Origin of the sequence: Rhodocytophaga rosea (genome assembly GCF_010119975.1) — a bacterium.
Taxonomy (GTDB): Bacteria; Bacteroidota; Bacteroidia; order Cytophagales; family 172606-1; genus Rhodocytophaga; species Rhodocytophaga rosea.
In genome coordinates, this window is the sequence record NZ_CP048222.1 from 3,634,715 (window position 1) to 3,647,342 (window position 12,628).

Below are 12,628 nucleotides of genomic sequence, written 5' to 3' on the forward strand. Positions count from 1 at the left end.
TGTATACTTATAACATAGGCATAGTACAATTTTCTTATTATATATATAGCAGCATAAACCCCTGTTCTACTTGTACCTTTCAACAAACACTACCAGGTTCCTGACAACCAGATGATTAGAAATAATTACCTTGCAGAAACCGATTATTTTTCAAGCAAACCCAATGCTGACATGAATTGAAAACACTCTTAAGATAAGCTTAAAATATTGCAAATCTCAAGAGTGTAGTACAACCTGTAACTGTAAGTATACTATAAATGTTATCTTAATCAAATCTTTTTTTTGAAATAATAGTTTGAAAATTTAAAAATCAATAAAACGCTAATAATCTGTTTCTAGCAGATATGTTACAAACAATAAAATATTGAAATAATGCAATTAATAGAAATGAGGCTTATATATTTTAGTTGCATTCATTCAATAGGAAACTAACGAAATTCCTATAACAAAGTTATTGGCACATATACTAATGCAGACTTCGGATACAGTTTACATGAGGCAAAATAAAAATAGTGGTAGTTCTATAACCACAGGATCAATACATCAAATACAGATACTATTTCCAGGCTCAATAAAAAAATAAACTATACTGGCAATAATAGATTGCCAGCTTAGCGAACCAATTAAAAGTAGATTGAGCAAATGCTGATAGCTATCTGTGTCGCATCTGATTATTCTTCTGCGATATAAAGCGATCTAACCTTAATTATCTGGCATGTACCGGAGTAAAACACAAGGTATATTTTTTCTGATAAAGATAGATGAAGCAAGAAAATACCTATCGCTGCTTAACAAGCGGAGAATATATTTAAATCGTGCTACAAAAACACATACCCATACACTTTACTCCCAGAATAAATACATAGAAAGGGCAAGCCATCTATAAAGGAATATTTCCATGTTTCTTTTTGGGCAAGCTATCCACCTTGTTTTCCAGCATCTGAAAAGCCTTTAATAACTTCTGCCGGGTTTGCTCCGGTAAAATCACCTCATCAATATAACCCCGGTGTGCTGCCCTGTATGGATTGGCAAACTTGTTAGTATATTCCGTAACCTTTTCCTGCAATTTGGCTTCAGGGTCCGCAGATTCGGCAATTTCGCGTTTGAATATAATTTCGGCGGCACCTTTGGCACCCATTACTGCAATTTCGGCTGTAGGCCAGGCATAGTTCATATCAGCCCCAATGTGTTTGGAATTCATTACATCATAAGCTCCACCATATGCTTTCCGGGTAATTACAGTAATTCTCGGTACCGTAGCTTCACAAAAGGCATACAACAATTTAGCACCATTGGTAATAATGCCATTCCATTCCTGGTCGGTGCCAGGCATAAATCCAGGTACATCTTCAAACACCAGTAAGGGAATATTAAAACTATCGCAAAAACGCACAAAGCGAGCAGCTTTTGTACTGGCATGAATATCCAGCACGCCAGCCAGTACAGCAGGCTGATTGCCAACAATACCAATACTTCTGCCACCGAGCCGGGCGAACCCCACTACAATATTTTCAGCAAAATTGCGGTGTACCTCAAAAAAACTATCTGTATCAATTACGCCTTCAATCACTTCACGCATATCATAGGGCTGATTTGGATTTTCAGGAACAATACCGTTAAGTGCTGACCGGCTTTCGTCCTGATTAGCTTCGTAAGCTACTCTGGGGGCATCGTCCTCGCAGTTTTGCGGAATATAGCTGAGCAATTTTTTTATGGACTGGATACATTCTACTTCATTGGCACAGGCAAAATGGGTAACGCCGCTTTTAATACTATGTGTACTGGCACCTCCTAATTCTTCGGCTGTTACATTCTCATGGGTTACTGTTTTTACCACATTTGGTCCGGTCACAAACATGTAGGAAGTATTTTCAACCATCATTATAAAATCGGTAATGGCTGGTGAATATACGGCTCCGCCAGCACAAGGTCCCATAATGGCCGAAATCTGGGGGATCACTCCTGAAGCCAGCGTATTGCGGTAAAATATTTCTGCATACCCAGCCAGAGAAATCACTCCTTCCTGAATACGTGCACCACCGGAATCATTTAACCCGATCACTGGTGCCCCATTTTTCATAGCCAAGTCCATAATGCGGCATATCTTTTCGGCATGGGTTTCGGAGAGAGCTCCGCCAAATACGGTAAAATCTTGCGCATATACATATACTAATCTACCCTGAATGGTGCCATATCCGGTAACTACGCCGTCACCCAGGTAATATTCCTTATCCAGACCAAAATCTTTAGTCCGGTGCATCACAAATTTGCCGATCTCTTCGAAACTTCCCTGGTCTATTAATAATTGAATGCGTTCTCTAGCCGTGAGTTTGCCTTTTTTATGTTGTGCCTCAATCCGTGTTTGTCCGCCGCCGAGCAAGGCTTCCTGGTTTTTTCTTTCTAAAACAGCAAATTTTTCTGCATGAACTTCCTGGCTTTTGTTTTCCATGTGTCTCTTTTAAGTAGGTATGGTCTGTTTGTCCAAATATATCATTTAAATTATAGAGAATGAAAGCGGCAATTGAGTGAATTTATATATTCATGTGCAATCTGTTTTGCTCAAATACGTTTCGTAAATTGATAGCTTCGTATGTTTACAGAAATTTTTCACTTATGCGTTATTACAGGTTAGTTGTTCTCTTTTTGCTGTTTGTTTCTTCGTTTGCTTTCGGACAGGCAGGAAAACCTAAATTTTCCGTCTATAAATCCGATGTCAATCCAAATGCAGTAAAAGAAGGTATCCGGGGAATAGCCGTTTTGTTTAGCTGTGAGTATAACTTTTCGGATGCCGAATATGCAGCCATGAAAAATAGTGAAGGCCGCAATTATTTTACGTTTTATGCCAGTATGGCGCATAAGAATAATGATTCATTTTACAGCGGATTAGATTACCGGCAATCTAAAAAAGCCTTTAATACCATTGCGCTTCATGTAGCAGAGGAACATGCCTACGAACCACAAAACAAAGCACAGGGACGGCGCAATACAGGCATTGAACTCTTTATTCCTTTCTATCAGTTAAATCTTCCGGAAGGTAGTAGTGCTGTGAAGTTTATACTCAATGCAACTACTGAAAAAGAGAACACTTTTGAGAGGATACACACTCAGGATATCACCATCAATAAACCAGCGGTAACATTTATAAGTCTGCAACCCAAACAAATCACAGTAACGGATAAAGCGGGTAAAAAATACGAGGCAGAAAGCATAGAACAGGATTTATTTGCCATTCCGGGCAGCAGCAAAACCAGTACAGATATTATCTCAGCCGGAAATGTTTCAACTAAAGTGCCTTTTAATTTTATATACTCAGAAGGCGATATAGTCCGGTTAAAACTGCAGAAAAGCACCAGTAAAGGCGTAGTCAGCAGCAATAAAGTTCGGGTGTTGAAAGCTTCTAATGGCCAGATAATGACCAATTTCGACAACAAAGCTGCTTTACAGGGAGAATGGCCACTAGACCCTAAACAGAAAACCATCGCCTTAACAAACCCTGCCGTACAAATTAACCTGGAAGTAGGCCGTACAAAAGTGCCGGGTATCCGCATTACCGAATTTACCATTAACCCCTATAGTACCCACGAAGGAGTGGCTGGCGCTACGCTAACCATTGCCTATGAGTCTAAAGCTACTCCCGGTGCACCAGCCTTGGTTGCAGTTCCTTCTTATGTGAATGCGACACAAGAAACGGTTTTGTTAAAGGGGGGAATGGTGACAGCAGGGAAGAGTAGCATAGACTCTACCGGAGCGATTGCCCTTTCGCAGGAGCCAGGAAAAATATCGGTATTCTATCCGGCTTTCAACTTATTGCTCTATCATCCGGGCATTCGTCAGCAAACACCCAATCAATTTGCTGTGCAGATAATGTTGCAAAGCGGCAGTGGCCTGGTTACCCAGAAACAGATCAAGCAAAACCTGCCGGTAAGTGTAATTCAGGATGCGAGAATTGCGCCAGCTGTAAAAGCCAAGGACACTACGTTTAATAATATCCGGGGATTGGCCATTTCAATTCCTTACCAGCTTCCAAAACTCTATACGGACCTCCAAAAAGATAACCTCATGATTCAGCTGGTAGAGGCTTCAGGGAAAGACAGCCGGGGTGCCGATTTATTGCGAAATATGACCGTGGTTAATAATACGGTTGAAAAAGTAACAGACCCTACCAACAAAAAGGGGGCTTCTTTCCGCATCAGCAAGCCTACCGGTGTGATCAGTTTATTTTTGCCCTATACAGATTTAAACCGGCAGGAGAAAGCACCAGTGCCATTTTTTGCTAAAGCGGTCATTAGTCAGAATGGAGCACCTGGGGCAGAGGTAGGAGGTAATTCTTCGGCCATCCGATTCGACATTGACACCAAAAAACTCAGGTTTGTTACGCTGGGTATTTCAAATATTAATCTCAAAAAAGCCAATACCGGAGATATTATGTGGCGAATTACTTCATCTGGCCGAACAATTTACCAGTCGGTGATGCTTCCGGCAGCTAAAACCATCGATAACCTGTATACCCTTGCAGGATATATGCACGAAGACGACATGGTAGCTATTGAAATGCTAAAAGGCAAAACTGCTGCTGATGCTAAACTGATGTTTAAATGGGAAAAGCCCGTAAAAGAACTAACAGCCAGCGAAATTCTGGAACTGGAACCTTCCAAATTGCCTAATAATACCGATGATGGGGACACCAAAAGTGTAAGCATTATGTATTCGGTGCAGTAAGCAAATACTGGGTTTTTGCCAGATATCCTAGGTTTGATATATCAGTAATAAAAATTAAACTGTTTTCTGATACCCAATTAATTTTTGGCGAAATCAATTTATTTGGCCATTTTGTACGCTTCTTTAATAAACCAATCCTGAACCTGTGTTTATGCGTACACTTCTATGGCTATGCCTCTTTTTCTGGGGCACCTCTGCTGTTATTGGACAAAATTCCCTGCAAACTCCTGAACAATTTTTAGGTTATCCTTTAGGAAGCCAATTTACCACCCATGCCCAGATTCTCGATTATACACGCTACCTAGCGGCGCAGGCATCCTCCCGTTGTAAGTTTCAGCAATATGGCTTTACTTATGAAGGACGGCCACTGGTGGTTGCTATTATTTCTTCAGAAGCTAACATGAGCCGCCTGGAAGAAATCCGGACGGACAATTTGAAACGTACGGGTTTATTATCTGGCCAACCCTCTGGTACGCAACCGGCCATTGCCTGGCTGAGTTATAATGTGCATGGCAATGAGTCTGTTTCTTCAGAATCTGTAATGCAGGTGATGTATGATTTGCTGAACACTGGAAATCAGCAAACCCAAAGCTGGCTTGCCAATACAGTAGTCATTCTGGACCCTTGTGAAAATCCAGATGGACGGGAACGCTACATACAGTGGTACAAACAAACTATGGCTCAAACACCTAATGCTTCACCCTATGCCTGGGAACATTATGAACCCTGGCCAGGCGGACGGCCCAATCATTACCTGTTTGACCTGAACCGTGACTGGGCATGGCAAACGCAGAAGGAAACCAAAGCTCGTATTTCTTTATACAACCAGTGGATGCCACATTTACATGCCGATTTTCATGAGATGGGTGTAGATGCCCCCTATTATTTTTCTCCGGCTGCCAAACCTTATCACCAGGATATTACTCCCTGGCAGCGTCAGTTTCAGAACATTATTGGAGAGCACAACCGCAAGTACTTTGATACTAATAACTGGCTCTATTTTACCCGTGAGAATTATGATTTGTTTTATCCTAGTTATGGAGATACCTGGCCTACCTTTAACGGTGCAATCGGTATGACCTACGAACAAGGCGGTTCCGGACGGGCTGGTGTGGCGATAGCCCGGACTCAGGGAGATACCCTTACTTTAAGCCAGCGCATTGCCCATCATCATGCAGCTAGTCTGGCTACACTGGAATCCATAGCCACCAGAAGCGAGCAGGTAGTGAAAGAGTTTGCCAAATATTACGATGATTCCCGAAATAAACCCATTGGCGATTACAAAACCTATTTAATTAAAACCAAAGCCAATCCGGAAAAGCTGAAAGATTTTACAAGTTTCCTGGACAATCAGGGCATTGCTTATTCTTTTGCCAGTAAAGGAGCCAGCACCAAAGGTTTTAATTATGCCAATGGTAAAACGGAAAACGCTCCTGTTGAAAACAATGATATTCTCATCAGTGCTTTCCAGCCGAAATCTTCTTTACTCAAAGTATTATTTGATACCAATCCAGCTCTGGAAGATTCTCTCACCTATGACATTACTTCCTGGGCATTACCCTATGTTTTCGGGCTGGAGGCTTATGCGATCAGGGATAGGTTAGCTTCCGGACAAGCCAAACCCTCTGCTGTAGCGGCGAAGGAAATACCTGCTATCACCAAACCCTATGCCTATCTGGCTTCCTGGCAAAACCTCAGCGATCTCAAGTTCTTGTCGACCTTATTGCAGCAAAAGATAAAAGTACGGTTCTCAGAAATTCCCTTTGAAATGAATGGACAACGTTTTCAGCCTGGGACTTTAATTATTACCCGAACCGGTAATGAAGCTTTACAAAATAAATTTGATCAGACGGTGCAAGAACAAGCCAGTAAACATGGCATTACATTGATGCCGGTGAGCACAGGTTTTGTCAATACTGGGTCTGATTTTGGTTCAAGCAATATCCGGTATATGAAAGCACCCAGAGTAGCCGTACTGGCTGGTGAAGGTATTTCAGCCTATAGCTTTGGAGAGGTTTGGCATTACTTTGAGCAGCAAATCGGTTATCCGATTACGGTATTAAAAACAAGTTACCTGAGCAATGTACCCATGCATGAATTCGATGTATTAATATTGCCTTCAGGTTCTTATAGTAATATTTATAATGATCGCGCTTTAACCAGCCTTAAAGATTGGGTACGGGCCGGAGGTAAAATTATTGCACTTGAAAGTGCTGTCTCTTTTCTGGCAGGTAAACCGGATATAGCTTTAAAAAAGAAAACGCCTTCCACTAAAGCAGAAACAGTAAAAAATCCATACGATACCCTGCAAACCTATGCCAGCCGCGAGCGTGAAGGTATCAATGAAGAAGTATTAGGCAGTGTACATAAAGTTAGCTTAGACCAGACACATCCCCTGGCTTTTGGTTATTCTGGTACGCACTATGTATTATTAAGAGAAGCCCCTGGCTATGAATTTCTGAAAACAGGATGGAATGTAGGCATTTTGAAAAAAGATGGCTATGTGAGCGGATTTGTTGGAAGAAAAGCAAAGGGCAACCTGCAAGACGCTCTTATTCTAGGCGTACAGGAACTAGGTAAAGGACAGATTATATATATGGCCGACAGTCCCCTTTTTCGTGGTTTCTGGCATAGTGGGAAGTTATTATTCGGCAATGCAGTGTTTCTGGTAGGAAATTGATTTTACTATAATCAGATACTTCAAACAGTAGAATATATCCATTTATGGGTAGTCATACATTGCAAGTGATTTGAATTATAATATTTATTAAATCCCGGCTTCTGTTGATTTTTATCACAGAGCTGGGATTTGTTTTTTCATGCATCTCATTTCTTTAAAAGCCATATTTTGACTAATAGCGCCTTTTCACTAATAAGCTATCCTTTCATAGACTAATAATGTATTTTCATCGCTCAACTGCATTTTATAAGGATAAAAGCATTTTGTAGCGAATACCAGGTGATATATCGGAGGAAGTAATACCACAAGCGATTTTATCAGCAGCCAGTAATCAGTAAGTATATATTTAGAGAAACAGCAGCAAAATGATTTAATATCAAAGGTTTATCTGAGTATAGTATATCAATTAAGAGCATAATTATTCTAAAAACTATTGGACAGCTACAACTCAATCAGCTGCTGCAAAACATCACTTAAAACTATAAACTTATGAAAACACAACTCAACTTTCTCAACCGGCTACTAGTCACCATTATCCTTTTTACACTTACTCTTTTTTCTTCACAGGCGGCTATAGCTCAACTTCTAAGCAATGAAGGATACTGGGTAGTAGAATCGAATATAAATACAAAAGATTTTACAGTAGTAAAATTTTATGATAATACCCATAGCCTGATATATGAAGAAAAACTAACAGGAATTTGCCTGGATATCAGCCGGCGAAAAATTGTAAAAATGCTGAATCGTACCTTAAAAATGGTGCAACACAACCAGGTGGTTGCCGGGCAGATAAAAGGCTATTCCGACCTGATAGCATCTTCTATTTCTAAAAAAAGATATGATAATTAACCATACGTAATAGTATTATCTTTCCCGGCTAAGGAGCGGTTCTCGTTATTCAGAATTGCTTCTTAGCTATTTTTATATCCTGCCATACACAGAATTCCTTAACCTAGTATGAGCCAATTAATACAGCTCTGAATTTTTATTAATTGGGATATACTCACTTACTGGAACCTCACCACTAAAAATATGGTTTCTGGTACAACACTGGCCTTGAATTGCCGTACATACATCGAATAAACCTTAACCCAAAAATCACAAACAACTTCGTGGCTTATTGGTTAAATTGGTGTACTTTGCATGGGTCAGGCCATATAAGTGCATTGATTATAGTTTTGCCACCGAGTATTCCATATTCATGAAAATAGGTATTGTTTGTTACCCGACATTTGGCGGTAGTGGTGTTGTAGCCACTGAATTGGGAAAAGCCCTGGCTCAGGAAGGCCATAAAATACATTTCATCACCTATACACAGCCTGCTCGATTCGATTTCTTTAATGAGAATCTGTTTTATCACGAAGTTTCCATTTCTTCCTATCCTTTGTTTGAGTACCCTCCTTATGAGCTTGCCTTGGCCAGTAAAATGGTAAATGTGGTGAAGTATGAGAAGCTGGATTTATTGCATGTGCATTATGCCATTCCTCATGCATCAGCAGCATACATGGCCAAACAAATTCTGAAAACGCATGGCATTCATATTCCTGTTGTTACCACCTTACATGGCACCGATATAACCCTTGTGGGAAAAGATCCCTCTTATGAGCCGGTGGTTACGTTTAGTATCAATCAATCGGATGGGGTAACAGCTGTTTCGGAAGACTTGAAACAGGATACCTACAAGCATTTTGCTATTAACAAAGAAATAGAAGTTATTCCCAACTTTATAGACTTAGACCGGTTTAAAAAGCAAAAGAAAGAGCATTTTAAAAAAGCTATTGCGCCACACAACGAAAAACTGCTCGTACACACATCTAATTTCCGTAAGGTAAAGCGGATCGAAGACGTAATCAGGGTGTTTAGTGAGGTACGCAAACAAATTCCTAGTAAGTTATTATTGGTAGGCGACGGACCTGAAAGAACGGCGATGGAAAATTTAAGCCGCCAGTTAGATGCCTGCGATGATGTCCGTTTCTTGGGTAAGCTGGATGCTGTAGAGGAAGTATTGTCTGTATGTGACCTGTTTGTGATGCCCTCTGAAAAAGAAAGTTTCGGACTGGCTGCTCTGGAAGCCATGGCTTGTGAAGTGCCGGTAATATCTTCGGATGCCGGAGGTATACCAGAGCTGAATGTACATGGAAAAACAGGTTTTATCAGCAAAGTGGGTGATGTACCGGATATGGTAAAAAATGCGCTGTTTATTTTGAAAGACGAAAACCTTCCAACGTTCAAACACAATGCGATAGAAAGAGCCAAAGAGTTTGATGTGACAAGAATTCTGCCTATGTATGAAAATTATTATAAAAAGTACTAGCCTATGACTTAGTAAATTAGCTTTTATACCTCATAAGAAGCTTTCTTTATTCCTTTACATAAATGCATAAATGAAGTATATTAGCCCAAATTTTGAGAATAGCTTAAACCACCTTAATCTATGTCCAAAACACCCAACACAGCCGTGAGACCTAAAAATACAGGCCAGAAAGTTATTTTTGATAATCCAGTTCTGGAAAGCCTGACCAGAACCCATATTGCCGTCCCTATTTCTATTTTTGTTCTATTTTCTATAGGATTAATTGTATATGCCTTTACGTATTCACAGTTGCCTAGTTATCTGATAGGCATTCTGTTTATCAGCGGTTTATTAATATTTTCGCTGGTGGAATATATAGTGCACCGCTATGTATTCCATATGGATACCGATACGGACCTGAAAGAAAAGATACAGTACAATTTTCATGGAGTCCATCATGAGTATCCGAAGGATAAAGGCAGGTTAGCTATGCCACCGATTGTGAGTGTGATATTGGCTATCAGTTTACTATATGTTTTTCATCTGGTAATTGGTGAATATACGTTTGCCTTTTTACCGGGCTTTGTAATGGGATATGCTTCTTATTTATTTGTGCATTTTGCCGTACATGCGTATCAACCTCCGAAGAACTTTTTCAAAGTATTATGGGTGAATCATGGAATTCATCATTACAAAGATCATAACAAGGCTTTTGGAGTATCAACTCCACTGTGGGATTTTATATTTGGCACATTGCCTAAATAAGCTATTCTATTTAACACAACGGAACCCTCTTTTGATAAAAGAGGGTTCCGTTGTGTTGTTACGTATCTGTATGTAAAATAGTAGCAGTAAGAGGGAAAAATATGAGTTTATAAGTAGCAAATAAAAAAGCACTTACAAGTTTTATCTTATAAGTGCTTTTTTATTTGCTCTTCCTCCTGGGCTCGAACCAGGGACCCTCTGATTAACAGTCAGATGCTCTAACCGGCTGAGCTAAGGAAGACTGTTACTGACTTAAACGGTTGCAATAATAATGGGTTATTTTTAAATACCCAAAAAATTTATCACTTTTTTAATCCTGTTCATTTGCCCTTTACAAGTATTAAAGTTCGCCTGTCCTGGTATACTTGTTCTTTATTCAGAGGTTACTATATTTATTAGCTTTTCTGACCTATTTAGTAATTGGATAGAAAACATAAATTTCTTATCTTAGAAACTACTGGCATTATCCAATATTAATCCATGTTTCATCTTAATTTGATTATACTAAAACAGGCCATATATTATTTTTAAAGCTTAAAACAACCACATACTAATTTCGTTTTACTTGATACATCTTTCATCTGTATAAACACCCTCTTTCTTTCCTAACCTATCATTCTCATCTATATGAACCGGAAATTATTTATCCTAGGGCTTTTATTAGCATCTGTACTGGGGGGGTAATAGCCCTGGCGGGATTTAAATTCTTTACTACGCCTGAAAAAGTATATGAATCCTTTGAGCAAAAGCAGAATGTACACTTTTCTAATTATCTAAAAGATACAGCTATTATTGTTCCTGAAGGGTTGAATTTCATCTATGCAGCTGAAAGAGTGCGGCCGGCTGTAGTTCATATTAAAACTTCTTATGATGCTACTGCTATGGGTGGAGATGATGATATAGAGGGCATATTCCGTGAGTTTCATGGAGATGGTTCATCTAAAAGCCCTTTTGGCAGCCCAAGTCCCAGAGAATCTGCTGGCTCAGGGGTGATTATTTCAGCAGATGGATATATTGCAACCAATAACCACGTAGTAGAAAGCGCTAATAAAATACAGGTGATTCTGGATGACAAGCGGAGTTATATAGGCACAGTTGTTGGAACAGATCCTACGACAGATCTGGCTCTGGTGAAAATTGAAGACGATGCGCTACCTTTTGTAAAATATGGAGATTCAGATAAACTAAAAGTAGGAGAGTGGGTACTGGCTGTTGGTAATCCTTTTGATTTGACTTCTACTGTTACAGCTGGAATTGTAAGTGCAAAATCCCGTAACATTAATATTCTGCGTGACGAAAAAAATATGCAGGTAGAATCCTTCATTCAGACAGATGCTGCTGTAAATCCAGGCAATAGTGGCGGTGCATTAGTTGATTTAAAAGGCCAACTGGTAGGCATCAATACGGCCATTGCAACTTCTACCAGGTTTTCTCAAGGATATTCTTTCGCTGTGCCAGTTACCCTGGTAAAAAAAGTAATGGATGATTTGCTTAAATATGGAGAGGTACAACGTGCTTTATTGGGTGTGATTATCAGACAAGATATTGATGCCGACTTTGCCAAAGAGAAAGGGCTTAAATCATTAAAAGGTGTTTATATTGAAGATGTAAATGATGAAAGCGCTGCAAAGCAAGCTGGTATAAAAGCGGGTGACGTGGTAAAACGTATCAATGATATTGAAGTTAATTCATCTTCAGAATTGCAGGGAGTAGTCGCTACCTACCGCCCAGGAGATAAAGTGAAAGTAGCTTATGAAAGAGGTGGAAAAGAGTATATTACGCAGGTTACGCTAAGAAATAGCATGGGAAATACCAGTATTGTGAAGCGGGAAACCACAGCTAAAGAAAAAGGTATTCTTGGTGCGGAATTATTAGCAATTAGTGAGGCAGAAAAAAGAGTAGCCGGTATTGAAAGTGGGGTTAGAATTACAAAGTTATCTTCCGGAAAGATGAAAGAGGCAGGATTTAAACCTGGTTTTATTATTACACATATCGATAAAAAAGCGGTTAAAACGCCTAATGATGTAATCAAAAGTATCCAGAATGTGAAAGAAGGCGCTGTGCTCATTGAAGGAGTATATGCAGATGGCACCAAAGATTACAGAGCTATCGTACCCTAACAGTATGGATTAAGGTCCTTCTAAAAACTCTTTAAATACCTGATTTTTTAA

7 protein-coding genes and 1 tRNA gene are annotated in these 12,628 nt (G+C 39.7%); 6 read left to right on the top strand and 2 right to left on the bottom strand.

Annotated features, from left to right (window positions below):
- Positions 1–880 precede the first annotated feature (880 nt).
- Positions 881–2,449, bottom strand: a complete 1,569-nt coding sequence (locus GXP67_RS15200; protein ID WP_162443907.1) for an acyl-CoA carboxylase subunit beta — start codon at positions 2,447–2,449, stop codon at positions 881–883.
- A 164-nt stretch (positions 2,450–2,613) separates the two neighbouring features.
- Here GXP67_RS15200 and GXP67_RS15205 point away from each other — a divergent pair, with 164 nt between their 5' ends.
- From GXP67_RS15205 to GXP67_RS15225, 5 genes are all read left to right on the top strand, one after another.
- Positions 2,614–4,719, top strand: a complete 2,106-nt coding sequence (locus GXP67_RS15205) for a hypothetical protein (protein WP_162443908.1) — start codon at positions 2,614–2,616, stop codon at positions 4,717–4,719.
- 151 nt (positions 4,720–4,870) lie between these two features.
- Positions 4,871–7,399, top strand: a complete 2,529-nt coding sequence (locus GXP67_RS15210; RefSeq protein WP_162443909.1) for a M14 family metallopeptidase — start codon at positions 4,871–4,873, stop codon at positions 7,397–7,399.
- A 489-nt stretch (positions 7,400–7,888) separates the two neighbouring features.
- Positions 7,889–8,248, top strand: a complete 360-nt coding sequence (locus tag GXP67_RS15215) for a hypothetical protein (protein ID WP_162443910.1) — start codon at positions 7,889–7,891, stop codon at positions 8,246–8,248.
- A gap of 352 nt (positions 8,249–8,600) precedes the next feature.
- Complete coding sequence (gene bshA, locus GXP67_RS15220; RefSeq protein WP_162443911.1) at positions 8,601–9,713, top strand: N-acetyl-alpha-D-glucosaminyl L-malate synthase BshA; 1,113 nt, start codon at positions 8,601–8,603, stop codon at positions 9,711–9,713.
- A 120-nt stretch (positions 9,714–9,833) separates the two neighbouring features.
- The gene (locus tag GXP67_RS15225) at positions 9,834–10,457 is read left to right on the top strand and encodes a sterol desaturase family protein (RefSeq protein ID WP_162443912.1); all 624 of its coding nucleotides are present in this window, start codon (positions 9,834–9,836) and stop codon (positions 10,455–10,457) included.
- 167 nt (positions 10,458–10,624) lie between these two features.
- Here GXP67_RS15225 and GXP67_RS15230 read toward each other — a convergent pair.
- A tRNA-Asn gene (locus GXP67_RS15230) sits at positions 10,625–10,698 on the bottom strand.
- 565 nt (positions 10,699–11,263) lie between these two features.
- Between GXP67_RS15230 and GXP67_RS15235 the strand changes: the two genes are divergently transcribed.
- Positions 11,264–12,577, top strand: a complete 1,314-nt coding sequence (locus tag GXP67_RS15235; protein WP_232065234.1) for a trypsin-like peptidase domain-containing protein — start codon at positions 11,264–11,266, stop codon at positions 12,575–12,577.
- Positions 12,578–12,628: the final 51 nt, after the last annotated feature.

What these genes read in the sequence shown, in the direction of transcription:
- GXP67_RS15200 (WP_162443907.1), bottom strand. Translation starts at nt 2,449, where the DNA reads ATGGAAAACAAAAGCCAGGAAGTTCATGCAGAAAAATTTGCTGTTTTA.
- GXP67_RS15205 (WP_162443908.1), top strand. Translation starts at nt 2,614, where the DNA reads ATGCGTTATTACAGGTTAGTTGTTCTCTTTTTGCTGTTTGTTTCTTCG.
- GXP67_RS15210 (WP_162443909.1), top strand. Translation starts at nt 4,871, where the DNA reads ATGCGTACACTTCTATGGCTATGCCTCTTTTTCTGGGGCACCTCTGCT.
- GXP67_RS15215 (WP_162443910.1), top strand. Translation starts at nt 7,889, where the DNA reads ATGAAAACACAACTCAACTTTCTCAACCGGCTACTAGTCACCATTATC.
- GXP67_RS15225 (WP_162443912.1), top strand. Translation starts at nt 9,834, where the DNA reads ATGTCCAAAACACCCAACACAGCCGTGAGACCTAAAAATACAGGCCAG.
- bshA (WP_162443911.1), top strand. Translation starts at nt 8,601, where the DNA reads ATGAAAATAGGTATTGTTTGTTACCCGACATTTGGCGGTAGTGGTGTT.